This window comes from Parahaliea mediterranea, from assembly GCF_003402235.1.
GTDB classification, from domain to species: domain Bacteria; phylum Pseudomonadota; class Gammaproteobacteria; order Pseudomonadales; family Halieaceae; genus Parahaliea; species Parahaliea mediterranea.
Genome location: NZ_QEWO01000001.1, coordinates 735773 through 759069 on the forward strand (window position 1 = coordinate 735773; position 23297 = coordinate 759069).

The window sequence follows — 23297 nt, forward strand, 5'->3', positions numbered from 1 at the left end:
CGCTCCCGGCAGGGCGCCAGGCAAACGAGGGCTTGCGAAATACCGCCGCTTTACTTTTTAATACGACCTCATTAAAAATGACCAATGCGCCCCGTTTGCGCATCGACCGTACCACTCGGGCACCACACCACCACAACCGGAGGATTCGCCATCATGACCCCAAGCAAGCACTGGCCAGACTGCCGCTACGACTATCGCGGCGCCAGGGTACTGGTGACCGGCGGCAGCAACGGCATTGGCGCCGGTATTGCGGCGGCCTATCTGGCGGCCGGCGCCGAGGTCACCATCACCGGCACCCGCCCCAGCGCCAGCGACTACGAGCAGGACCTCAGCGGCTATCACTACCTGCCGCTGCAACTCACCGACAACAGCAGCATCGACGCGGTGGCAGCAGCCCTGCCGGCGCTGGACATCCTGGTCAACAACGCCGGCGGCAATTTCATGCAGGAGGACGAATACGCACCCGAGGTGTTCGAGAAGTCCATCCAGGTCAACCTGCTGAGTGCCTACCGCCTGGCCCGGGCCTGCCATGGCAAGCTCGCCGCCAGCACCCTGCCGGGGGGCGCAGCGGTAATCGGTCTGGCTTCCATGACATCCTATTTTGGCGTGGAGGTGGTGCCGGGCTACGGCGCCGCCAAGGCCGGTTTGGTGCAACTGACCAAAACCCTGTCCATGCACTGGGCGCGGGACAGCATCCGCGTCAACGCCGTGGCGGCGGGGCTGATCCACAGCAACATGACCGCCGGGTTTCTGGCCCACGAACAAGCCACCGCCCCGTCGTTGGCGCGCACCCCCCTGGGCCGCTTCGGCCAGCCGCTGGACATTGCCGGCCCGGTGCTCTTCCTCAGCAGCAGCGCCGCCGCCTACATTACCGGCCAGACCCTGCCGGTGGACGGGGGCTTCTCCATTGCCGGCTGAACCGACAGCCGGCACCCAGCCACGCCAGGGCAGCCGCAGCGCCGCGACCCGCGCGCGCCTGGTGGCCGTGGCGGAGCGCCTGTTCGCCGAGCGCGGCGTTCAAGGCGTTTCGCTCAGCGAAATCAACCGCGCCTCCAAACAGCGCAACTCCAACGCCTGCCAGTACCACTTCGGCAGCAAGGAAGGCCTGCTGCAGGCGATTGTCGACAAGCACGTGCCGGGCATCGCCAGCCGGCGTAACCGCCTGCTGGATGCGCTGGAACAGGAGCAGGCCCTGTCGCTGGAGGCGGTGGTACGGGCCTGGGTAGAGCCGGTGGCGGCCAAGCTGGAAGACCCGGACGGCGGCCGCGACTTCATTCGCGTGAATGCCGAGCTGACGCCCACCCACACCCTGGCCATGCTGCGCCCGGATCGCATCGCCCTGCGCGCCGAGGGCGCCGACCGCCTGGCGCGGGCCCTGCAGGCCACCCTGGCCCACATACCCGCCCCCATTCGCGCCCAGCGCCTGCAGCTTGCCTCCAGCCTGCTGTTCCATGGCCTGGCGGATCATTCGCGGGTACATGAATCCCTCGCCGGCAGCGAGCACGACGCGCGCCACGACAACACGCTGTTTACCCACAGCCTGATCGACGCCATCTGCGCGCTGCTAGCCAGCGCGCCTTCGGCACCCACCGCCGCCCGCCTCGACAGCGTGGCGCCACCGCCCCAATAACCGGACCAAGCCCATGAGCCAGGACATACACATCACCGACCTCGCCGCGCCGCAACTGAGCGCCGCCCAGCAAGCCGCCGTTGCCTACGGCGAAGCCGTCCAGGTGGACTTTTCAGAAGCCGCCGTGCTGGCGGCGGCCAGGGAGCGCACCGGGCTTGCCGACTTTGGCCCCGATGATTTTCGCGAGCGCCTGAACCTGCTGCTGGATGAATGGGGCAGCGACAGCGACATGACCGCCCTGCAACGCGCCAACCTGTTTGGCTACCTGGTGCGCTACGCCAGCAACCGCCTGCTGATTCAGGACTTCTGGCGCCGCCACCCCCAGGCGCTGGAAAACCCCATCAGCCGCCCCATTATCGTGGCCGGCCTGCCGCGCTCTGGCACCACCCACCTGCTGAACCTGCTGGCGGCGGATACCCGCCTGCGCTCTTTGCCGCTGTGGGAATCCTACGAGCCCCTGCCACTGCCCGGCGAACACGCCAGCGACGATGCCAGCGACCCGCGCTACCAGCGCTGCGAGGCCCAGTGGCAGGGCATGCAGCAGACCACGCCGCTGCTGGCTGCCATGCACCCGATGAACCCCGACCACATCCATGAAGAACTGGAACTCATGGGACCGGACTTTGCCTCCTACAACTTCGAGTGGCTCAGCCCCAGCCCACGCTGGCGCGACCACTACTACGCCAGCGACCAGCGCCCCCACTATGCCTACATGCGCGACGTGCTCAAGCTGCTGCAGTGGCGCCGCGGCCCCCACCGCTGGGTGCTGAAATGCCCCCAGCACCTGGAACAACTGCCCGTGCTGCACGAGACTTTCCCCGATGCCACCATCGTGGTGACCCACCGCGACCCGGTGGCCGTCATCCAGTCGGCGGTAACCATGGTCGCCTACGGCCAGCGCATGAACCGCAAGCGCATCGACCTGCCGGCGCTGGTGAATTACTGGAGCGACCGGGTGGAACACCTGCTCAGGGCCTGCGTGCGAGACCGCCCCGCGCTGCCCGAGGCCCAGACCATCGACGTGCCCTTTCACGCCTTTATGGCCGACGACATGGCCATGGTGGAGCGCATCTACGACAAAGCCGGCACCCCCCTCGACGCCAAGGCGCGCGAACAGATGCAGGCCTTTCTGGTGGACCACCCCCGGGGCAAGGAAGGCCGGGTGATCTATCGCCTGAAGGAGGACTTTGGCGTGGACCCCGCCGCCCTGCGCGAGCGCTTTGGGTTTTACTTTGAGCAGTTTCCGGTGAAAGCAGAAGTCTAGGCTGGGCCGCTACCGGGGTTCACCTAATTGAGCCCCGGCGCCACATCGGGCGCTGCCAGGGCGGGCAAACTTGTCTTCCAGTGAGGCGGCCAAGACAATGCCCGCCGCAACGAAACCACAGGGCCGGCCCATGCGCTACATCACGCTTCCATCACTTGCCGCTTTGCTGGGCGGCCTCTGCCTGCTCAGCGCCTGCAGCGAGCACACCCCCATCAACTACAGCGGCCCCACCGCCGACTGGCCGGTGGTGGGCGGCACTATTGGCCGTGGCCAGTATTCCGCCCTGGACCAGGTCACGCCGCAGAACGTCGACCGGCTGGAGGTCGCCTGGACGCACCACTCTGGCGATTTCGCCCGCGCCAGCGATGGCAGCGGCAAGGTGACGGCCTTTGAAGCCTCGCCCCTGGTGGTGAACGACACACTCTATTACTGCACGCCCTACAACCGCATCTTCGCGCTGGACCCGGAAACCGGCGAAGAGCGCTGGGTCTACGACGCCGAGATCGACTCCACCGGCGTGCAGTCGCACATTTGCCGCGGCGTCACTTACTGGGAGGATACCCAGGCAGCCCCCGGGGCAGATTGCGCCCGGCGTATTTTCATGTCCACCGTGGACGGGCGCATGGTGGGCGTGGATGCCGACACCGGCCGCGCCTGCGCGGACTTCGGCAGCGCCGGCGCCATCGACCTGATGGTGGGCATGGAGGACTTTCGCCAGAGCGGCGTATACCCCACCTCCCCGCCCCTGGCCATTGGCGATGTACTGGTCACCGGCGCCCTGGTGATCGACAACCGCAGCAGCAAGGAAGCCCCGGGTGTAGTGCGTGGCTTTGATGCCCGCAGCGGCGAGTTGCGCTGGGCCTTTGACCCGGTGCCGCCGTCGATGACGCCGGTCACCGCCGAGGATGTCAAAAACGGCGCGGCGTTTACCCCCTCCACCCCCAACGCCTGGTCGCTTATCAGCGGCGACAGCGAGCGGGGCATTGTCTATGTGCCCATGGGCAACCCGGCCAACGACTTCTACGGCGGCCAGGTGCGCAAGGACCTGGATTACTACGGCTCGTCACTGGTGGCACTGGACGCCGCCACCGGCGCGGTGAAATGGCACTTCCAGACCGTGCACCACGACCTCTGGGACTACGACCTGGCAGCCCAGCCGGTGCCCTTCACCCAGCAGACCGAGGCCGGCCCGGTGCCGGGGGTAATGGTGGCCACCAAGACCGGCTTTATCTTCCTGCTCAACGGTGAAACCGGCGAACCCCTGTTCCCGGTGGAAGAACGCCCGGTGGCCCAGACCGATGTGCCCGGAGAGGTGTCGTCGCCCACCCAGCCCTTCCCCACCAAGCCGGCGCCGTTGCTACCCGACCTCACCGAGGATGACCTCTGGGGTCTGCTCAGCTTCTACGATGAAAAAGCCTGCCGCGAACAGTTCGCCAAGCTGCGCTACGAAGGCGTATTCACCCCGCCCTCGCTGGAGGGCAGCCTGCAGTTTCCCGGCTTTGTGGGCGGGGTCAACTGGGGCGGTGTGTCCATCGACCCGGTGAACAACCGCGCCGTGGTGAGCTTTCACCGTTTTCCCTTCATGCTGAAAATGGTGGAGCGCGAGCCGGGTCAGCACTATGCCTACAACATGGAAGGCGCGCCCTACGCCATGCAGCCTACCCTGTTCGGCTCGCCCCTGGGCGCGCCCTGCATCGAGCCCCCCTGGAGCTACCTGGCGGCGGTGGATCTGAACACCGGCGAGCACCTGTGGCAGGCGCCCTTTGGCACCCTGGAAAACCTGGCGCCGCTGGGGCAGTTCTTCCCCTGGGGCGGCATGGCCCTGGGCGGCAACCTGCAAACCGCCGGCGGCCTGGTGTTTATCGCCGCCACCATGGACACCCAGTTCCGCGCCTTCAACGCCAGTACCGGCGAAGAACTCTGGAGCACCGGCCTTCCCTACTCCGGCCACGCCATGCCCATGACCTACCGCCTGCGCCCGGATAGCAAGCAGTTTGTGGTGATCGCCGCCGGCGGCAAGGGGCTGTTTGAAATGATGGGTTCCAAAACCGGCGATGCCCTGGTGGCCTACGCGCTGGCGGACTAAGGCGCGGAACTTCAGGCGCGGAACTTGAGGTAGTATCGGCGGTCGGACTGTGTTCTACTAAATGAGAATTGCTTGCATTTGCAGGCACCTACAATCAACCGCGAGGTCCCCATGCGTTTTTCCCGTTCGGTTCTGTGCCGCGCGGCGGCCTTTGTCGCCGCCACCCTGATTGCCCCCGCCAGCCTGGCGGCAGACGTTGTGAACGTCTATTCCGCCCGCCAGGAAGCGCTGATCAAGCCGATTCTCGACCGCTTTACCGAAGAGAGCGGCATCAAGGTCAACCTGATTACCGGCGGCGGTGACGCCCTGCTCACCCGCCTGCGCAGCGAAGGCCGCAACAGCCCGGCGGACATACTGCTGACCGTGGATGCAGGCCGCCTGTACCGGGCGCGGGAAGCCGGCGTGCTGCAACCGCTGCACTCGGACTTCCTGAAAAAAGTGGTGCCCGCCCACCTGCGCGACAGCCAGGACTACTGGTACGGCCTGTCGGTACGCGCCCGGGTGATCGCCTACGCACGCGACCGTATCGACCCGGCGCAGCTTGGCAGTTACGAGGACCTCACCGACCCGAAATGGCGCAACCGCTTGTGCGTGCGCTCCTCCAGCAACATCTATAACCAATCGCTGATGGCCGGCATGATCGCCACCGAGGGCGCCGATGCCGCCGCCGACTGGGCACAGGGCCTTGTCGTCAACTTTGCCCGCCCGCCCCAGGGCGGCGACCGCGACCAGATCAAGGCCGTGGGTGCCGGCCAGTGCGACCTGGCCCTGGTCAACAGCTACTACTACGGCGCCATGCTGCAGGCCGGCGGCGAAGAACAGGCCGCGGCGGAAAAAGTCGCCCTGTTCTTCCCCAACCAGGACGGCCGCGGCACGCACATCAACGTGAGCGGCGCCGGCATCACCAAGGCCGCCACCAACGTCGAGCAGGCCAAGGCCCTGATCGAGTTCCTGGCCGGCGAGGAAGCCCAGCACTGGTACGCCGAAACCAACAACGAATACCCGGTGCGCGAAGACATCGAGCCCAGCGAGCGCCTGCGCGCCTGGGGCGAATTCAAGGCCGATTCAGTTGACGTGACCGAGCTCGGGCGCTTGAATGCCCAGGCAGTCATGATCATGGATCGGGCCAATTGGAAATAGGCACCCCCGCAACCCCCCTCACTGTCAGTCACCACCGACGCGCCAGCTCCGGCTGGCGCGTTTGCATGTTGCTGGCCACCGCCATCATCGCGGTGCCGGTGCTGGTGATTGTCGCCAGCCTGTTCGGCGGCTTCAGCCCGGTGTGGGAACACCTGCTGCAAACCGTGCTGCAGGACTATGTGGTCAACTCGCTGCTGCTGATGCTCGGCGTGGGCACCGGCACCCTGGTGCTGGGCGTCACCGGCGCCTGGCTCACCGCCATGTGCGACTTTCCCGGGCGGCGCTTTTTCAACTGGGCCCTGCTGCTGCCGATGGCGATTCCCGCCTACATCATTGCCTACACCTACACCGGCATGCTGGATTACGCAGGCCCGGTGCAGAGCGCCCTGCGCGCGGCCTTCGGCTGGGGCTACGGCGACTACTACTTTCCCGCCATCCGCTCCCTGGGCGGCGCCGTGTGCATGCTGTCGCTGGTGCTCTACCCCTATGTGTACCTGCTGGTGCGGGTGGCGTTTCGCGAGCAGAGCACCGCCGTGCTCGAAGCCAGCCGCAGCCTGGGCAAAGGCCCCTGGCAAACTCTGTTCCAGGTAGCCCTGCCCATGGCGCGCCCGGCGCTGGTGGCCGGCATGAGCCTTGCCCTGATGGAAACCCTGGCGGATTACGGCACCGTGGCCTACTTCGGCGTGAACGCTTTTACCACGGGTATCTTCCGCACCTGGTACGGCCTGGGAGAACTACAGACCGCCGCCCAGCTCGCCGCCTTCCTGCTGCTGTTTGTGTTCAGTCTGTTTCTGCTGGAGCACCTGTCGCGCCGGCGCCTGCGCTTTCACCACAACTCCGCCCGCCAGCAACCCCGGCGCATTCAACTGCGCAGCTGGCGCGCCCTGCTGGCCTGCGCGGTGGCGGGCCTGATTCTCACCGCGGGCTTTGTGCTGCCGGCCCTGCAACTGGCCAGCTGGGCCATCGAGCGCTGGGCCGATACCGACCTTGCCCTGTTCTGGCAGCTGATTCGCTCCAGCTTCAGCCTGGCCGCCATGGCCGCCGTGGCCTGCCTGCTGATTGCCCTGCTGCTGGGCTACGGCAAGCGCCTGCACCCCGGGCAGCTGGAGCAGCAGTCAACGCGCATTGCCGCCATGGGCTATGCGGTGCCGGGCACGGTGATTGCCGTGGGCGTGCTCATTCCCTTCGCCTGGCTGGATAACCGCATCGACGGCTTCATGCGCTCCCACTTCGACTACTCCACCGGCCTGCTGCTCTCCGGCACCGTCACCGCGCTGGTGTTTGCCTATGTGGTGCGCTTTCTGTCGGTGTCGCTGCAGAGTGTGGAGTCCGGGCTGGCGCGCATCCGCCCCAGCATCGACGAATCGGCCCGCTCCCTGGGCCTGAAGCCCATGGCGGTGCTGCGCCGGGTACACCTGCCCATGCTGCGCGGCTCCCTGGCCACCGCCCTGCTGCTGGTGTTTGTGGACGTACTGAAAGAACTGCCCACCACCCTGATCCTGCGCCCCTTCAACTTCAACACGCTGGCAGTGCGCGCCCACGAGCTGGCCTCCGACGAGCGCCTTGCCGACGCGGCCCTGCCCGCCCTGGCCATTGTGGTAATTGGCCTGTTGCCGGTTATCCTGATGAACCGCACCGCCGGCAGCGGCGAACCGTCAGCGTGAACCAACGAGCCGAAGCATCCATGAGCAGCCAACTGGCATTGGACAACGTCGCCGTCAGCTACGGCCACTTCACCGCCGTGAGCGGCGTATCACTGTCGCTGGAGGCCGGCGAAATCGGTTGCCTGCTGGGCCCCTCCGGCTGCGGCAAAACCACCCTGCTACGGGCCATCGCCGGCTTCGAGCCGGTGTCGCAGGGGCACATCCAGCTGCGCGGCCACACCATCAGCCACCCAGGCGGCCTACTGCCCCCCGAGCAGCGCAGGGTGGGCATGGTGTTCCAGGACTTTGCCCTGTTCCCCCACCTGTCGGTGCGCCGCAACATCGCCTTCGGGCTGGCGGCCCTGGGTGCGAGCGAGCGCCAGGCGCGGGTGCAGGAGATGCTGGAGCTGGTGGCACTGGCGGATCATGCCGATGCCTTCCCCCATGAACTGTCCGGCGGCCAGCAACAGCGCGTTGCCCTGGCCCGGGCGCTGGCCCCGGCGCCGGAAATCCTGTTGTTGGACGAGCCCTTCTCCAGCCTCGACAGCGAGCTGCGCGAACAGCTGGCGGCTGAGGTGCGCGAGCTGCTCAAGCGCAACGGCGTCACCGCCATCCTGGTGACCCACGACCAGCACGAGGCCTTTGCCATGGCCGACCGCATTGCCCTGCTGCGCAGTGGCCAGGTGGCCCAGCTGGATACGCCCTACAACCTCTACCACAACCCCGCCAGCGAGTTTGTGGCGGAGTTTATCGGCCAGGGCAGCATTTTATCGGTGACGGTGAATGAGGCCGGCGAACTGAATGATGGCCTGGGCTTTCTCGATATGGGCCACCGCCACTGGCGTGCCGGCGAGTCGCTGCGGCTGCTGGTGCGGCCAGACGACATTGAATACGACGAGCTGAGCCAGCTCAGCCTGCGGGTTTGCGGTAAATCCTTCCGTGGCGCGCACTACCTCTACGACCTGCAACTGCCAGACGGCCAGCACGCCCCCTGCCTGGCCCCGAGCCATGTGGATATCGCCCTGGGCGGGCGGCTGCCGGTGCGCATCAACCTGCAGCACGTGGTGGTGTTCGACGCCGCAGAAAGCACGGTTATTTGAGCGGTAGGTCCATCCAGGTCCAGGCCATGCCGTCCGGCTCACTGCCGGCAGAGAACACAGCCACCTGTTTGAGATCACGCGCCTCGCGCACCGAAATCACATCCGCCTGGGTGTGCGCCACAAACAGCATCTCGTAGTCGCGAGACAATAACAATCCAACCGGAATGGAACCGCTGACACCGCGCCCGGCCAGGATGGAATCGGCGTTCTCGGGCACCGGTATGTCAAAGTCGATACGGCGAATCACCTCGCGGCTGTCGCTGTCCATCACCACCAGGGCATCGTCTGCCGCCAGGGTGGCAAACACTCTCCCGCGCGTATCGTCGGCGGCCAGCCGGATGGGAAAGCCACCCACCTCGATCTCCGCCAGCTTGTGCAAGGGGCGCACGGAAAAAACCGAGATGGTGCCCGCTTCGCGGTTGCTCACCCACACCTCGCTGCCTTTGTTCACCAGCGCGATACCCTCGCTGCCGGCACCCGAGGCCGACACGCCAGCAAGGGCTTCGCTCTCAAGGTCCAGCTCGGCGACAGTGCCAGAGCCCATGCTCGCCACCCAGGCACCACTGCCGTCGCGCGCCGCCGCCAGCATGTGGGCCACATCCTGATCCACCTCGATACGCTTGCGCACCGTCAGCGTGTTCATGTCCACCAGCAGCACACTGCCAAGCCCCTCGGTGGTCACCACCGCGGTATCGGATTTCACCCAGGCGATGCCGTGGGGCCTGGCCCCCGGTGGCAGCTCGATGGTGGCCGCAGGCCGCAGGCTGGCCAGGTCAATCAGGGTCAGGGTGTTGCCGGGGCGGCCAGCGGTGCCGTAGTTGCTCACCAGCGCCCGCAGCCCTTCGGGTGACAGGGCAATCTCATGGGGCCCCTCTCCCACCGGCAGGGTCACAATGCGCTCAAAGCCCGGCGTGCGCAGCAGCGTCACCGAGCCCTCGGCCTTGTTGGCCACCAGCAAAGTGCCTGCCTGTGCCGCAGGCAGCAGGCACAGGCCGGGTAATAAGCTGAGCAATAAACCAGGCAGTAACACCATGAGTCGACGCATGACATTCCTCATACAACGGGGGCCGCGAAGTGACACCATCATAACCCAGCCTTGTTGCAATCGCGCCCCGGAATCACTTCCCATTCCGGCGCTTCAAACTCGCCGATCACGCGAATATCCACAAAGGGCGCCTCGGCGGCGATGATGTCTTTCACCTGCTGCGAGGGCTTACCCTCCATGGCATCGCGCTGGGCCTTGCTCTCCCAGGTGGCAATGGCCAGCAGCACGTCCGGTTCGCCGATCTTGCGGTGCAGGCGGGTGCCCTGGGCGCCGGGCGCCTGCTGGATCAGGCGGCTCGCCCGCAACCAGGCGTCGGCGTACTGCAGGGCGCTGTAGCCCGGCTTGATATGAACCTCAAAAATAAAATGCATGCTCGGCCTCCCGCCGCGGCAAACAGGACAGGCCGCGGCCATTACTGGCACAATAGCCTTTCAAACCACAGCGCGCGAGCGCACTCCACCGCCAGCCCAGCAGCCGAACCCACCAGCAGATGACACCCACCAGCCCCTTTCGCTTCAGCATAGCCCCCATGATGGACTGGAGTGACCATAACTGCCGGTTTTTCTGGCGCCTGATCAGCAAACAGGCACGCCTTTACACCGAGATGGTCACCACCGGCGCGCTGATTCACGGCGACCGCGAGCGCTTTTTGCACTACAACGACGAAGAACACCCGGTGGCCCTGCAACTGGGCGGCTCCAACCCGGCCGACCTGGCCCAGTGCGCGCGCTGGGCTGAAGAATGGGGTTATGACGAGGTCAACCTCAACTGCGGCTGCCCCTCGGACCGGGTGCAGTCGGGCATGTTCGGCGCCTGCCTGATGGCGCGCCCGGCGCTGGTGGCCGAGGGCGTGCGCGCCATGCGCGATGCCTGCGACATTCCGGTGACGGTCAAGCACCGCATTGGCATCGACGACATGGAAAGCTACCAGCAGATGCTGGATTTCGTCGGGCCGGTGGCGGATGCCGGCTGCGAGGTGTTCATCGTGCACGCCCGCAAGGCCTGGCTGCAGGGCCTCTCGCCCAAGGAAAACCGCGAGATCCCGCCCCTCAATTACCCCTGGGTGTACCAGCTCAAGCGCGATATGCCGGCGCTCACGGTAGTCATCAACGGCGGCATCCAGACCCTCGACGAGTGCCAACGCCACCTGGAGCAGGTGGACGGCGTGATGCTGGGCCGCGAGGCCTACCAGAACCCCTGGTGCCTGGCGGAGGTGGACAGCGTGCTGTTCGGCATGGACAAACCCGCCAGTGCGCGTGATGATGTGGTGGAAGCGCTGCTGCCCTACGTTGAGCAGCAACTGGCCCGCGGCGCCCGGCTGAACCACATGACCCGGCATATCCTCGGGCTTTACCAGGGCGTGCCGGGCGCCCGACGCTTCCGCCGCCACCTGAGCGAAAACGCCTACAAACCCGATGCGGGCATTGAGGTGCTGCGCGATGCCTATGCCCTGGTGCGCACGCCCGCCGATTCCGCCGCCTGAGGCCAGGCACAGGCCTGCAACAAGGTCCGCAATAAAGCGGTAACAAAGCTGTAAAGAACGCTGTAAAGAGAGAGCCCATGAGCAACAAACTCGAACGCCTGAAAGCGATGACCGATGTGGTAGCCGACACCGGCGATATCGAGGCAATTCGCCGCTTTCAGCCACAGGATGCCACCACCAACCCCTCCCTGCTGCTGAAGGCCGCCGGCCTGCCCCACTACGCCAGGCTATTGCAGCAGGCCCGCGCCTGGGCCACCGAGCAGGGCGGCTCTGACAGCGAGCAGCTGGCCAACAGCTGCGACCGCTTTGCCGTTGACGTGGGCCGGGAGATTCTTGAGATCATCCCCGGGCGTATTTCCACCGAGGTGGATGCCCGCCTGTCCTTTGATGTGGACGCCACCCTGGCCCGGGCTCGCAAGCTGATCGGGATGTACGAGGACGCCGACATCCACCGCGGCCGCATCCTGATCAAGATCGCCGCCACCTGGGAGGGCATTCGCGCCGCCGAACAACTGGAGAAGGAAGGTATTAACTGCAACCTGACCCTGCTGTTCGGCTTTGGCCAGGCCGCCGCCTGCGCCGACGCCGGCGTGTTCCTGATTTCCCCCTTTGTGGGGCGCATTCTCGACTGGTACAAGGCCAACACCGAGCTTGCCATCCAGAGCCCGGATGACGACCCGGGCGTGCAGTCGGTGAGTCGCATCTACCACTACTACAAGCAGCACAACTACGCCACAGTGGTCATGGGCGCGAGCTTTCGCAACTGCGGTGAAATCGAGGCCCTGGCGGGCTGCGACCGCCTGACCATCAGCCCCGCCCTGCTGGAAGAACTGGCCGCAGACAGCGGCGAGCTACCCCGCCGCCTGGACCCGGCCAGCGCCCGCAGCGACCAGGCCGCCCACAGCCCCGGCGAGAGCGCGTTCCGGTTGGACCTGAACCAGGACGCCATGGCCACGGAAAAACTGGCCGAGGGCATCCGCAATTTCATCGCCGACCAGGTGAAACTGGAACAGGTGATCAGCCAGGCATGATGCGCGCACTCAAGGCCCTGTTTGAAGCGCCCGCCAGGGAGAACGAAGCGCAGTTGCAGCACCGCCTGCGGCTGGCGGCCGCGGCCCTGCTGGTGGAAACCGCCCGCGCCGATTTTGGCGCCGATGCCAAAGAACGCAGCACCATGGCCAACCTGCTGCAGCAGGCGCTGGGGTTGTCACCGGATGAGGTGGAGGCTCTACTGGCCGAGGCGGAGCAGCAGGCCAGCCAGGCGACCTCGCTGTACGAGTTCACCCGCCTGGTGAACGACCACTTCAGCCCCGCCAACAAGCAGCAGCTGATCGAGGCTATGTGGCAGGTGGCCTGGGCCGATGGCGATCTGGACAAGTACGAAGAGGCGCTGATCCGGCAGGTGGCGGAGCTCACCTACGTGCCCCACGGGGACTACATCCGCGCCAAGCTCGCGGCGCAGCCGGCAGACGCGGACTGAAGGCTAAGTGAAGGCTGAGGGCTGAGTGAAAGCTGAAGGCTTCTGCGTTGAGGCTTAAGGCTCAGCCGCACTCCAGCACGGCCATCAGGTCCTTGAAGCGGTCGCGGTTATCTTCTGACAGGCCCATCAGCACCCGGTGGGCCTCAATCACCTTGTCTTTCACCGCCTGCTCGCTGCCCTCCACATGGGGGATTTCCTCAATGCTCGGGGTGCGCTCGCAAACCTCTTCGTGCAAGTCGAACAGCTGCTGGAAGCCCATGCTGGTCAGCAGGCGGTTGATGCCCGGGTTGCAGCAGTAGATTGCGGGACGAAAGCCATAGCGCTCGTGCACTTCCAGGGCCAGCTTGGCGAGCAGGCCCAGGGTGGTGCTGTCCATACCCTCGGTATCGCACAGGTCAACCCACACGCTGGCAAACTCCGGGTCGGCGAACATGCGCTGCATGAATTCGTCGATGGTGGTGCACAGGTTGAGCCGCACATCGCCTTCCATGCGTACGACATAGGCGCCATCCTGGCTGGCAGCTAGAATCCGGCCTTCAGACACTTCAACTCCGCTTGCTGATGAAGAGTGCCGCAATATCGTCTGGTGCAACATCCACCCGGTCCAGGCCAAGGCGATCGACCATGGCCTCCGGGGAATCCGCAACGTCGTCAAAGGCCTTGAGCAGATAGGCCTCTTTTTCGATCAAATCCTGGCAGGGCAGGATTTCCAGAATACCGTCAGAAAACAGGGCGATGGTAAAGGCGTCCGGCAGGCTGACATCGTGCTCCTGGTACTCGGCCTCTGCCATCAGGCCCACGGCGGAACCGCTGCCATCGAGATAGCGGGCGCCCTCCGCTGACACCAGTACCGGCTGCGGCAGGTGGCCGGCAATACTGTAGCGAAGGGTGTTGAGTTCCATGTCCAGCAGGCCCACCACCATGGTGGCGAACTTACCCACATCCAGCCGCAGCAGCTCCTGGTTGGCCCGGTGCAACATAGCCACCGGATTCAGCACGGTATCGTCGTTCTTGCGCGTGAAGTCCGAGCGCTTGCGGGCAAACAGGTTTTTCAGCAGCACCGTGGCAAAGGCCGACGACGAACCGTGGCCCGACACATCCGCCATGAAAAACACCACATGGCGGTTGCCCACGGTGAAGTAATCGGTGAAGTCGCCGCTGAGAAACAGGGAGGGAATAACGCTGTGGCTGAAGCTGTACTGGTCGAGAATCAGGGGGGTGGCGGGCAGCATGGACAGCTGCACCCGGCGGCCGGCCTGCTGGTCCTGCTCCAGCACCTTCACGGTGCCGCGCAGTTCGGTATTGGCCGCCTCCAGTCGCTTGCGCGACTCGTCCAGCTCGCGGCGCAGCTGGCGCTGTCGCACGCAGCGCTCAATGGACTTGATCAGGGCGCCGGCATCCTCCACCGGGCGCACAAAAAAGTCGCTGGCGCCAAGACGCAGGGCGGTCATCATCTGCGATGCCTCGGCCTGGTCCGACAGCATGATGGCGGGCACCTGGATATCCATTTCCCGCAGGGTGCGGCGCGCCTCGCCCCAGGACACGCCGTTCATGTCCATCTCGCAAAGAATCACGTCGAGGTCGGAGCTGCCCGCCAGGGAGTAGGTCGAATTGTTAACATCGCTGACAACATCGACATGAAAACCAGCCGATTCCACGATGTCTGCGAGCCCCTCTGCGCGGCCCCGATCATCGTCGATTACTAGCACGTTACCGTTGCTGGCCATCATGTCATTTCAGGTGGATATTTGGGCGAGACACTACGCCCCTTGTATGCCCGGGGCAACAGTGGGCGGTGGGCTTTGGGCAGGATTTCACAGTTTTGCCCCGGCGCAGCGCGCCAGGGTGCCAAACCAGCTCAGAAGTCCTCTTCCCAGCCGCCTTCGGCGCCGAAATCGGAAAAGTCGTCCTGGATCTTGCCGTCATTCACCAGTACCTCGCGCTGTTGCAGATAGGCGTCCCTGATGAAGATATAACGATCACCGGAGGTCAATTCATCCACCTCCAGCAGCCGTGCCCGCGCCTCAATCAGCTCCAGGCCGTACAGGGAGTTGCGCAGGGCCACGTTATCCACATAGGTCTGGGGCAGGCCGTACACGTCCACGATGGAACCGGCGCCGCTGCGCACTGTGCGCGGCCCCAGCAGGGGTACCATCAGGTAGGGGCCAGACGGCGCGCCCCAAATGGCCAGGGTGTGGCCGAAATCCGTTGGGTAGGGGGTCAGGCCCATGCGGGTGGCCACATCAAACAGCCCCGCCACGCCCAAGGTGGTATTGACCAGAAAACGGCCGCTGCCGCGCGCCGCGTGGTTGAAGCGCCCCTGCAGGGTGGCGTTCAACACCGAGTTGGCGTCGTACAGGTTGGCGAAGAAGTTGCTCACCCCGCGCTCGGCAAAGTCCGGCATGATGAAGTGATAGCCCTGGGCCACCGGGCGCACCAGCCAAGTGTCCAGGCCGTCGTTGAAGGTGAACACGGCCCGGTTCCAGGATTCGAAGGGGTCCCTGCCGGCATCGTCCTCGATCACTTCCTGGGCCTGCGCCGGCACAGTCAGCAATAAAAGTAGTGTCAACAGTAGGAAATTTTGGCGAAACATAGGTGGCAGTTCCTAAAGCGGTGGCAGATGGTACGCCCCTGCCCGCCTAGGGACAAGCGTCCGCCGTGGCCGCGGGCAGCGGCTGAAGGCCAATAATGGCGCAGCGGGCGAACTGGTTCAATTGCTCCGCACCAAAGCTGCGAGTGGCCTCGGCATCACCGCCAAGTTCGGTTGCCAGGCGCGCCAGCAGCGCCTCGCCGCTGTCGGTGGTATTGTCCCGCAGCAGCTCCGCCAGCCGCGCGGTGGCGGGGTTTAGCGCCATAAAGCCCACGTTTTCCTCGCGGTCGCGATACACCAGCAGGAAGGTGGGCTCGTCCGGCTCCCGGGGCTGGAAGTCCGCACCGATGCGGTGCACCGGCCAGGCGTAACTCAGCAGCCAGGCCAGCGGCGAGAAGCGCGGCACCGCGTGCAGCGGGTCCAGGTGCTGGGGCAGCGGGGGCGGGCTGTCTTCGGCAATATCCAGGGCCAGTTCCACCCACTCGTAATGGGCAAGCTCCACGATAAAGGGCGGGTCGCAATCCCGGTGCAGGAAGTCCTCGCTCAAGAATCGAATGAACTCCTGGCTGATTTCCAGGAAGTACGGCGTGGCACAGCGGTGTACGGCCACAAATTCACGCACCAGGGCGTGCCACTGGGCATCGTCGTAGAGGGTCCGCAGCACCGGAAAGCCACTGCTGATAAAACCCTCGATATTGTTGTACACCAGCTCCCGGTAAACCTTCAGGCGCCGCTCTTCAATGCCCGCCGGGGCGGTGGCCGGTGTTGGGTTGCGCAGGTAGCGCCCCATGGCCACCTGGGCCGTGCGCAGTTCACTCATCAGGCGCCCTCGCCCACCGCCCGCCCGCCGGGCAGCGCACACCCCTGGCGCCGGCGCACCTCGGCCACCTCCTGCAGCAGCTGCGGCAGTGGCGGCAGGTTGAAATCGCGCTCCAGCAGGGTCGGCAGGGGCCCCAGCAAGTCGTAGGCGCGCGACAGCAGCGCCCACACCGGGTCGATTACATCGGCCCCGTGGGTATCCACCTTGAGGTCGTCTGCCTCGTCGTAGTGGCCGGCAATGTGCAGATAGCGCACCCGCGACAGGGGCAGGCTTGCTAAAAAGGCCACCGGGTCATAACCGTGGTTGATGCTGTTCACGTAGATATTGTTCACATCCAGCAGCAGCTCGGCGCCGGAGCGCTGCAGCACTGCGCTGATGAACTCCGCCTCGCTCATGTCGCGGTGGGCCTGGGCGTAGTAGCTGGCGTTCTCCAGCACCAGCGGCTGGCCGATGATGTCCTGGGCCTGCTGGATGCGGGCCACTACATGGCCCACCGCCTCTTCGGTAAAGGGAATGGGCAGCAGGTCGTACAGATGCCCTTCGGCGGCGCAGTAGGTGAGGTGTTCGCTGTAAAAGCCCACCTGCAGCTCATCCATCAGGGCGCGCACGGCGCGCAGCAGGTCGAGGTCCAGGGCATCCGGCCCGCCAATGTCCAGCGACAGGCCGTGCAATACCAACGGGTAGCGCTCGGCGATTTCGCGAAACTGGCGACCAAAGCGGCCGCCCACGCCAATCCAGTTCTCCGGCGCCACTTCCATAAAATCGATGTCGCCCGTGGGGCGAGACAGAAGCGGGCCCAACAGGGCCCGCCTCAATCCGAGACCCGCTCCGCGGATCTCACGTGCTGTGCCTGGCATCAGCTGCCGCAGGAGCCTTCAGCGGCTTTTTTGTCACCGCATTTGCCTTCGCCACATTTGCCTTCGGCTTTCTTGTCGCCGCACTTGCCTTCGCCACATTTACCTTCGGCTTTTTTGTCGCCGCACTTGCCTTCACCGCATTTGCCTTCGCCGCATTTGCCCTCGGCTTTCTTGTCGCCACACTTGCCTTCGCCGCACTTGCCTTCCTCGTGCTTGTCGTAGCTGGCGAGATCGTAGCCGCCGGAGAGCTGCTGGGCAGAGAAGGGGTTGCTGTCGGCAGAGGCCATGGGGGCAATGGCGCTCGCCAGGAAGGCGGCACCCAGTGCTGCGCTGAGAGGTTTCTTGATCTGAGCCATGATGAATTCCCTGTAGTTACGGTATCTGTAATTGCTTTAATCGTTGTTGTGTCAGATTCGTGCTCGACACGGCGAAGCATCAGCGACACGAATGAGCAACCAGCACTTCGCTAGTGCTCAGACTCAGTATTGCTGGTGAAGTTTCATTCTGCCCGGCAGGCGTGTGGTAATTTTTTACAAAGGCGGTGGGTCAAGCAGTGGGTCAATGTGCCGCCCTCACATCAGCGCGGGTGCTGCGCCAGCCACTGCTGCACCGCCTGCCACTGGCTACTCAGGCGCTTTTCCGACACCGGCAGGCGGGTGCCCAGCTGCTGGGCGAACAGGGACACCCGGAACTCCTCGTGCATCCAGCGGTATTCACTGGCGGCATCGCACAACAGCAGCAGGCCCGGGCGCGCGCCCAGCGCTTCGGCCAGGGGTTGCCACAGCCCTGCCAGCAGGGCGCTGTTGCGCTGGTCTTTGTCCAGCTGGCCATTCAGGCGCTCTACCCGCTGCGCCAGGGCCTTCATGTAGCGCGGGTACTGGGCCAGCCAGTTGCCGGGGGTGTCGCGCAAAAAACCGGGGGCCAGCAACACCTGAAGCTGGGCATCAATGTCCCGGCGCGCCGGGACGAACTGGCCGCCCGCGAGCCTGGCCAGGCCCTGGCGCGCCTGGCTCAGGGGCGTGAGCGCATTGCGCAGCAGGGTTTCCAGGGTGTTGGCCGCCTCCACCACCGGGGCGCCGGCGCGCTGCAGGCAGGCGTTGAACTCAGCCTCGCTGCGCGGCCCCTGCTGCAAATCCAGCGCCTGCACATAGGCGGCATCGATCAGGTCGTCCACCAGGGCTTCGCGTTCCAGTGCGGCGCCGGCCAGGGCGAGTTGGTCGGCGTTGCTGCGCAACAGTTCCTTGCGCAGGAATTTCACCTGCCGGGCGTTGTGCAGCCGCAGCAGGCGCAGCACCCCCTGGCGGTGGGCCAGCATGGCCTGGCCGGGGTAGTCCAGCAGTTCCACCGCCGCATGTTCGCCGCGATCCACCAGGGCCGGGTAGGACACAATCTCCACCCCCGCCTGGCGAAAGCGCCATTCCCGGGGCAGCTCGCCCATTTCCCAGCGGGTGACCTTGCCTCGCGCCGGTGAATGTTTGCCGGCGCTGCCCACGCTCTCTTTGGTGTCTTCGCGAAAACGCGTGACCAGCGCCTCCAGGTCGCGCCCCTGGGCCATGAGCTTGCCGCGACCGTCCACCACCCGGATGTTCATGTGGTAGAAGCCCTCCAGCGTCACGCCCTGCCAGTGGTCGGCCGACAGGCGCAGGCCAGCGGCCTTTGACAGCGCCGCGGCCAGCGCCTGCAGCAAGGGTGCTTCGCCGGGGCGCAGGTGCGCCAAGGCGCGGTCTACATAATCCGGCACAGGCACCAATTGCTTGCGCAGGGACTTGGGCAGCGCCTTCACCAGGGCGATGCACTTGTCGCGCAGCAGGCCGGGCACCAGATAGTCGAACAGGTGGCGCGGCACGCGGTTCAGCAGTGCCACCGGCACGGTAACGGTGACCCCGTCGGCCTCGCCGCCGGGTTCAAACTGGTAGCTCAGCTTCAATGCCAGGCCATCCCAGGCCAGGTGGTCGGGAAATTGGTTTTCCAGCTGGCCCGGGTCGCGCGCCAGCAGCAGTTCCCGCGGGATGTGCAGGAGGCTTTCGTTGCTGCCGCGGCTTTCATTGCTACCGCGGCCGCGCTGTTGGTCGGCCGCGTCGTCCGCCGGGCCTTTCGTCACCGGGCCTTTTGCCACCGGGCTTTTCTTCAACCAGCTGTTGAGGTGGCGCAGGGTCGTGATATCCGCCGGCAGGCGCTCGTCGTAAAACTGGTAGAGCACTTCTTCATCGGCCACGATGTCCCGGCGCCGGGTGCGCGATTCCAGATCCTCCAGCTCCCGCAGCAAGCGCTGGTTGCGCTTGAGAAACGCCGGCGGCGGCTGCATCCGTCCCGCCACCAGGCCCTCGCGAATCAGCAGCTCCCGCGCTTCCACCGGGTTGATGGGGCCGTAGTTCACGGTTTGTTTGTCGGCCAGGGTCAGGCCGTAGAGGGTGATGCGCTCGTAGGCCACGGCGCGGCCGCTGCGGGGCTGCCAGCGCGGCTGGTAATAGTGATGCTTGAGCAGGCCCGGGTTGACGGTGAGGGCCCAGCGCGGGTCAATGCCAGCCACCACGCGGGCAAACACGCTGGAGGTTTCCACAATCTCCGCGGCCACCAGCCACTTGGGCTTTTTCCGCGACTGGGAGGAGCCGGGGAATATCTGCAGCTTGCGGTTGCGCGCGCCAAGGTATTCCCTGCCCTCCTGGAACTGGGCAATGTTGCCGAGCAGCCCGGCCAGCAGGGCCTGGTGTACGCCGGCGTAGTTTTCCTCCGGCGGCAGTTCACGGGCCGGCTTCAGCCCCTGCTGGCGGCAGGCCACGGTAAGCTGGTAGTGAATGTCACGCCACTCGCGCAGGCGCAAATAGGACAGGAACTCCTTCTGGCACAGCTTGCGCAGCTGGTTCTGGCTCAGGGCCTGGCGCTGCTCCTCGAAGTAGCGCCACAGGTTGAGCCAGGCCATGAAGTCGGATTTTTCATGCTTGAAACGGGCGTGGCTCTGGTCCGACTGCTGCTGTTTGTCCGCCGGGCGCTCGCGCGGGTCCTGGATGGACAGGGCGCTGGCAATCACCAGCATCTCCGCCAGGCAGTGCTGGTCGGCCGCGGCAAGAATCATGCGCCCCAGGCGCGGGTCCAGCGGCAGGCGGCTCATCTGCCGGCCGGTGGCGGTGAGCTTGCCGGCGGGGGTCACCGCGCCGAGTTCTTCCAGCAGCTTGTAGCCGTCGCGCACCATGCGCGTATCCGGCGGGTCTATGAAGGGGAAGTGCTTCAGCTCACCCAGCCGCAGGTTCAACATTTGCAGAATCACCGCCGCCAGGTTGGTGCGGCGAATCTCCGGGTCGGTGAAGGCCGGCCGGCGCAGGAAGTCGTCCTCGCTGTACAGGCGAATGCAGACCCCCGCCGCCACCCGGCCACAGCGCCCCTTGCGCTGGTTGGCGCTGGCCTGGGAAATGGGCTCGATGGGCAGGCGCTGCACCTTGGTGCGATAGCTGTAGCGGCTGATGCGCGCCTCGCCGGGGTCGATCACGTAGCGAATGCCGGGCACGGTCACCGAGGTTTCCGCCACGTTGGTGGCCAGCACCACCCGCAGGCCGCGCCGGCCGGAGGCGTCGAACACCCGCTGCTGCTCGTTCTGGCTCAGGCGGGCATACAGGGGCAGGATGTCCAGCTCGGTATCGCGCCGCAGGGCCTTGGCCAGTTCGCGAATGTCGCGCTCGCCGGGCAAAAACACCAGGGTATCGCCGCGCTCGCCGTAGCGGCCGGCGGCAATCTCCTGCACCACCTGCACAATCTGCGCCTGCACGCCCTGGTCGCGGTCTTCCACTGGGTCCAGGTACACCGTTTCCACCGGGTAGGTGCGGCCGGACACTTCAATGATGGGCGCATCGTTAAAGTGGCGCGAGAAGCTCTCCAGATCGATGGTGGCCGAGGTGATGATGAGCTTGAGGTCGGGCCGCTGGGGCAGGATGTTCTTGAGGTAGCCCAGCAGAAAATCAATGTTGAGGCTGCGCTCGTGGGCCTCGTCGATGATCAGGGTGTCGTACTGGCGCAGCAGGCGGTCGCGCTGGATTTCCGCCAGCAGAATGCCGTCGGTCATCAGCTTGACGGCGCTGGCCTCGCTCACCTGGTCGGTGAAGCGCACCTGGTAGCCCACCACCTCGCCCAGCGGTGTCTCCAGCTCGGCGGCAATGCGCTGGGCCACGGTGCGCGCCGCCAGCCGCCGGGGCTGGGTGTGGCCGATGCGCTGGCGCCGCCCGCGGCCAAGTTCCAGGCAGATTTTGGGCAGCTGGGTGGTTTTGCCGGAGCCGGTCTCCCCCGCCACCACCACCACCTGATGCTTGGCAATGGCGGCCATGATCTCGTCACGCCGCTCCGCCACCGGCAGCTCGGCGGGGTAGCGGATGGGCGGGATGGGTCGTTCGTTGGTGTCGCTACCTGGCATACCGCGCGACGGTGCCCCCAGGGCTTCAGGCCGTGCCGTCACGCAGCTCCCGGCGCAGGATTTTGCCCACGTTGGTTTTGGGCAGTTCGCTGCGGAATTCCACCAGCTTGGGCACCTTGTAGGCGGTGAGGCTGCGGCGGCAGAACTCGCGCACTTCCTCGGCGGTGAGCTTGCCGGACTTGCTCACCACGTACATTTTGATCACCTCGCCGGAGGTGTCGTCGGGCACGCCCACCGCGGCGCACTCCAGCACGTCGGGGTGTTCGTAGAGCACGTCTTCCAGCTCGTTGGGATAGACGTTAAAGCCCGACACCACAATCATGTCCTTCTTGCGATCGACGATCTGGATAAAACCGTCCTCGCGGATTTTGGCGATATCGCCGGTGCGGAAGTAGCCCTCCGGATCCATCACTTTGGCGGTTTCCTCGGGGCGCTGCCAGTAACCCTGCATCACCTGCGGGCCCTTCACGCACAGCTCGCCGGGCTCTTCCACCGGCAGCGCGTTGCCGGCGTCGTCCACCACTTTCACCAGGGTGCCCGGCACCGGCAGGCCGATGCTGCCGATCACAATGCGGTTGCCGGGGTTCATGGACACCACCGGCGAGGTCTCCGTCAGGCCGTAGCCCTCGGACACCGGGCAGCCGGTGATTTCCTGCCAGCGCTCGGCGGCGGCGTGGGTCAGGGCCATGCCGCCGGACAGGGTCAGCTTGAGGTTGGAAAAATCCAACGCGCGAAAAGCCTCGTTGTTGCACAGCCCCATGAACAGGGTATTCAAACCGCAGAAAATATCCGGCTTGTAGTCGCGCAGGGTTTTCACCACCGAGGGCAGGTCACGCGGGTTGGGGATGAACACCATATGGGCGCCGTGCAGCATGGAGTACATGGCGGTCATAAAGGCGTAGATGTGATACACCGGCAGCGGCTGGGCGGTGACCGAATGGTCTTTGTCCAGGGGCTGGGTTTCCAGCATGCCATCCACCTGCAGCACGTTGGCCACTAGATTGCTGTGGCTCAGCATGGCGCCCTTGGCCACCCCGGTGGTGCCACCGGTGTACTGCAGCATGGCCAGGCCGTCCCGCGCCGCCGCCACCGGCAACAGGGGGCGGTCGGTGCCCTCTTTCAGGGCGGTGTTGAGGGGAATGGCGCCCGGGATGTCGAAAGGCGGCACCATCTTCTTGATGTGCTTGGCCACGTTGTTGATCAAAAAACGCTTCAGCGGCGGATGCAGGTCGGCCAGCTCGGTGACAATGGTGTACTTCACCCCGGTACGCGGCAGCACCTTGGCGGCGGTCTGGGCCACGTTGGCCTGCACAACCAAGGCTTTTACCTCGGCGTCGTTGAACTGGTGCTCGATCTCCCGCTCGCTGTACAGGGGGTTGGTGTTGACGATCACCAGCCCGGCGCGCATGGCCCCCAGCGTCACCACCGGGTACTGAATCAGGTTGGGCATCTGCACCGCAATGCGGTCGCCCGGCTCCAGGTCGGTGCAGTGCTGCACCCAGCCGGCAAACTGGCGCGACAGGCGGTCCAGGTCGCGGTAAGTGAGGGTGTGGCCAAGGCTGGAAAAGGCGGGGCGGTCGGGGTATTCGGCAAAGCTGTGCTCAACCATGGCCATCAGGTGCTCAAAGCGCCCCAGGTCACAATGGGTGTCAATGCCAAGTTCGGTATCGAGTCTGGCGTAGAGTTGCGCCTGTTGTTCCAGCACCTGTTCGGACATCTTGCGGACTCCCTTGTTGAATTCTATCTACTGCTACAGCGTT

At 65.4% G+C, this 23297-nt stretch carries 20 protein-coding genes; 10 read left to right on the top strand and 10 right to left on the bottom strand.

Features of this window, described 5'->3' with window-relative positions; all coding sequences use genetic code 11:
- Positions 1 to 153: 153 nt before the first annotated feature.
- The 7 genes from DDZ17_RS03210 to DDZ17_RS03240 all read left to right on the top strand — a co-directional run bounded on the left by DDZ17_RS03210 (position 154) and on the right by DDZ17_RS03240 (position 8863).
- Positions 154 to 918 carry an SDR family NAD(P)-dependent oxidoreductase gene (locus DDZ17_RS03210; RefSeq protein WP_116364482.1) on the top strand — a complete coding sequence of 255 codons (765 nt, stop codon included), beginning with the start codon at positions 154 to 156 and terminating at the stop codon, positions 916 to 918.
- Complete coding sequence (locus DDZ17_RS03215; protein WP_116364483.1) at positions 908 to 1630, top strand: TetR/AcrR family transcriptional regulator; 723 nt, start codon at positions 908 to 910, stop codon at positions 1628 to 1630. The genes DDZ17_RS03210 and DDZ17_RS03215 overlap by 11 nt, the downstream gene beginning before the upstream one ends.
- Positions 1631 to 1643: 13 nt before the next feature.
- A complete protein-coding gene (locus tag DDZ17_RS03220) occupies positions 1644 to 2894 on the top strand; it encodes a sulfotransferase family protein (protein WP_116364484.1) in 1251 nt (416 codons plus the stop codon).
- A gap of 130 nt (positions 2895 to 3024) precedes the next feature.
- Complete coding sequence (locus tag DDZ17_RS03225) at positions 3025 to 4980, top strand: pyrroloquinoline quinone-dependent dehydrogenase (RefSeq protein WP_170150140.1); 1956 nt, start codon at positions 3025 to 3027, stop codon at positions 4978 to 4980.
- 111 nt (positions 4981 to 5091) lie between these two features.
- The gene (locus DDZ17_RS03230) at positions 5092 to 6120 is read left to right on the top strand and encodes a Fe(3+) ABC transporter substrate-binding protein (protein WP_116364486.1); all 1029 of its coding nucleotides are present in this window, start codon (positions 5092 to 5094) and stop codon (positions 6118 to 6120) included.
- Between the two features lie 65 nt (positions 6121 to 6185).
- Complete coding sequence (locus DDZ17_RS03235) at positions 6186 to 7784, top strand: ABC transporter permease (RefSeq protein WP_116364487.1); 1599 nt, start codon at positions 6186 to 6188, stop codon at positions 7782 to 7784.
- A gap of 20 nt (positions 7785 to 7804) precedes the next feature.
- On the top strand, positions 7805 to 8863 hold the full coding sequence (locus DDZ17_RS03240) for an ABC transporter ATP-binding protein (RefSeq protein ID WP_116364488.1): 1059 nt from the start codon (positions 7805 to 7807) through the stop codon (positions 8861 to 8863).
- Here DDZ17_RS03240 and DDZ17_RS03245 read toward each other — a convergent pair.
- Both DDZ17_RS03245 and DDZ17_RS03250 read right to left on the bottom strand, forming a co-directional pair.
- Positions 8856 to 9908: a YncE family protein gene (locus DDZ17_RS03245; protein ID WP_157976417.1), complete on the bottom strand. Its 1053-nt coding sequence runs from the start codon at positions 9906 to 9908 to the stop codon at positions 8856 to 8858. The two genes, DDZ17_RS03240 and DDZ17_RS03245, sit on opposite strands and share 8 nt — an antisense overlap.
- A gap of 38 nt (positions 9909 to 9946) precedes the next feature.
- The gene (locus DDZ17_RS03250; protein ID WP_116364490.1) at positions 9947 to 10279 is read right to left on the bottom strand and encodes an antibiotic biosynthesis monooxygenase family protein; all 333 of its coding nucleotides are present in this window, start codon (positions 10277 to 10279) and stop codon (positions 9947 to 9949) included.
- Between the two features lie 119 nt (positions 10280 to 10398).
- Here DDZ17_RS03250 and dusA point away from each other — a divergent pair, with 119 nt between their 5' ends.
- The 3 genes from dusA (at position 10399) to DDZ17_RS03265 (ending at position 12871) form a co-directional block, all read left to right on the top strand.
- A complete protein-coding gene (dusA, locus tag DDZ17_RS03255; RefSeq protein ID WP_116364491.1) occupies positions 10399 to 11391 on the top strand; it encodes a tRNA dihydrouridine(20/20a) synthase DusA in 993 nt (330 codons plus the stop codon).
- A 77-nt stretch (positions 11392 to 11468) separates the two neighbouring features.
- Positions 11469 to 12422, top strand: a complete 954-nt coding sequence (tal, locus tag DDZ17_RS03260; protein WP_116364492.1) for a transaldolase — start codon at positions 11469 to 11471, stop codon at positions 12420 to 12422.
- On the top strand, positions 12419 to 12871 hold the full coding sequence (locus DDZ17_RS03265) for a tellurite resistance TerB family protein (RefSeq protein WP_116364493.1): 453 nt from the start codon (positions 12419 to 12421) through the stop codon (positions 12869 to 12871). The genes tal and DDZ17_RS03265 overlap by 4 nt, the downstream gene beginning before the upstream one ends.
- A 61-nt stretch (positions 12872 to 12932) precedes the next feature.
- Here DDZ17_RS03265 and DDZ17_RS03270 read toward each other — a convergent pair whose 3' ends face one another.
- The 8 genes from DDZ17_RS03270 to DDZ17_RS03305 form a co-directional block, all read right to left on the bottom strand.
- Positions 12933 to 13415 (bottom strand): STAS domain-containing protein, encoded by a 483-nt coding sequence (locus DDZ17_RS03270; RefSeq protein ID WP_116364494.1) that lies wholly within the window; start codon positions 13413 to 13415, stop codon positions 12933 to 12935.
- Position 13416: 1 nt separating this feature from the next.
- Positions 13417 to 14601 carry a PP2C family protein-serine/threonine phosphatase gene (locus tag DDZ17_RS03275; protein ID WP_241505766.1) on the bottom strand — a complete coding sequence of 395 codons (1185 nt, stop codon included), beginning with the start codon at positions 14599 to 14601 and terminating at the stop codon, positions 13417 to 13419.
- A gap of 128 nt (positions 14602 to 14729) precedes the next feature.
- The gene (locus DDZ17_RS03280; protein ID WP_116364495.1) at positions 14730 to 15464 is read right to left on the bottom strand and encodes an MlaA family lipoprotein; all 735 of its coding nucleotides are present in this window, start codon (positions 15462 to 15464) and stop codon (positions 14730 to 14732) included.
- Between the two features lie 46 nt (positions 15465 to 15510).
- A complete protein-coding gene (locus DDZ17_RS03285) occupies positions 15511 to 16281 on the bottom strand; it encodes an HvfC family RiPP maturation protein (RefSeq protein WP_241505767.1) in 771 nt (256 codons plus the stop codon).
- A complete protein-coding gene (locus DDZ17_RS03290; RefSeq protein ID WP_116364496.1) occupies positions 16281 to 17138 on the bottom strand; it encodes an HvfB family MNIO-type RiPP peptide maturase in 858 nt (285 codons plus the stop codon). The genes DDZ17_RS03285 and DDZ17_RS03290 overlap by 1 nt, the downstream gene beginning before the upstream one ends.
- The gene (locus tag DDZ17_RS03295) at positions 17138 to 17494 is read right to left on the bottom strand and encodes an HvfA family oxazolone/thioamide-modified RiPP metallophore (RefSeq protein ID WP_116364497.1); all 357 of its coding nucleotides are present in this window, start codon (positions 17492 to 17494) and stop codon (positions 17138 to 17140) included. The genes DDZ17_RS03290 and DDZ17_RS03295 overlap by 1 nt, the downstream gene beginning before the upstream one ends.
- A gap of 221 nt (positions 17495 to 17715) precedes the next feature.
- Entirely contained in the window at positions 17716 to 21579 is a 3864-nt protein-coding gene (gene hrpA / locus DDZ17_RS03300) for an ATP-dependent RNA helicase HrpA (RefSeq protein ID WP_241505768.1), read from the bottom strand.
- Complete coding sequence (locus DDZ17_RS03305; RefSeq protein WP_116364499.1) at positions 21563 to 23254, bottom strand: AMP-binding protein; 1692 nt, start codon at positions 23252 to 23254, stop codon at positions 21563 to 21565. Before DDZ17_RS03305 ends, hrpA begins: the two co-directional genes overlap by 17 nt.
- Positions 23255 to 23297: the final 43 nt, after the last annotated feature.

Bases quoted from the DNA above. Each gene is read 5' to 3' on its own strand.
- DDZ17_RS03250 (WP_116364490.1), bottom strand. From the start codon at position 10,279: ATGCATTTTATTTTTGAGGTTCATATCAAGCCGGGCTACAGCGCCCTG.
- DDZ17_RS03210 (WP_116364482.1), top strand. From the start codon at position 154: ATGACCCCAAGCAAGCACTGGCCAGACTGCCGCTACGACTATCGCGGC.
- DDZ17_RS03275 (WP_241505766.1), bottom strand. From the start codon at position 14,601: ATGATGGCCAGCAACGGTAACGTGCTAGTAATCGACGATGATCGGGGC.
- dusA (WP_116364491.1), top strand. From the start codon at position 10,399: ATGACACCCACCAGCCCCTTTCGCTTCAGCATAGCCCCCATGATGGAC.
- DDZ17_RS03290 (WP_116364496.1), bottom strand. From the start codon at position 17,138: ATGCCAGGCACAGCACGTGAGATCCGCGGAGCGGGTCTCGGATTGAGG.
- DDZ17_RS03245 (WP_157976417.1), bottom strand. From the start codon at position 9,908: ATGCGTCGACTCATGGTGTTACTGCCTGGTTTATTGCTCAGCTTATTA.
- DDZ17_RS03235 (WP_116364487.1), top strand. From the start codon at position 6,186: ATGTTGCTGGCCACCGCCATCATCGCGGTGCCGGTGCTGGTGATTGTC.
- DDZ17_RS03230 (WP_116364486.1), top strand. From the start codon at position 5,092: ATGCGTTTTTCCCGTTCGGTTCTGTGCCGCGCGGCGGCCTTTGTCGCC.
- DDZ17_RS03295 (WP_116364497.1), bottom strand. From the start codon at position 17,494: ATGGCTCAGATCAAGAAACCTCTCAGCGCAGCACTGGGTGCCGCCTTC.
- DDZ17_RS03265 (WP_116364493.1), top strand. From the start codon at position 12,419: ATGATGCGCGCACTCAAGGCCCTGTTTGAAGCGCCCGCCAGGGAGAAC.
- DDZ17_RS03285 (WP_241505767.1), bottom strand. From the start codon at position 16,281: ATGAGTGAACTGCGCACGGCCCAGGTGGCCATGGGGCGCTACCTGCGC.
- DDZ17_RS03305 (WP_116364499.1), bottom strand. From the start codon at position 23,254: ATGTCCGAACAGGTGCTGGAACAACAGGCGCAACTCTACGCCAGACTC.
- DDZ17_RS03225 (WP_170150140.1), top strand. From the start codon at position 3,025: ATGCGCTACATCACGCTTCCATCACTTGCCGCTTTGCTGGGCGGCCTC.
- DDZ17_RS03280 (WP_116364495.1), bottom strand. From the start codon at position 15,464: ATGTTTCGCCAAAATTTCCTACTGTTGACACTACTTTTATTGCTGACT.
- tal (WP_116364492.1), top strand. From the start codon at position 11,469: ATGAGCAACAAACTCGAACGCCTGAAAGCGATGACCGATGTGGTAGCC.
- DDZ17_RS03220 (WP_116364484.1), top strand. From the start codon at position 1,644: ATGAGCCAGGACATACACATCACCGACCTCGCCGCGCCGCAACTGAGC.
- DDZ17_RS03240 (WP_116364488.1), top strand. From the start codon at position 7,805: ATGAGCAGCCAACTGGCATTGGACAACGTCGCCGTCAGCTACGGCCAC.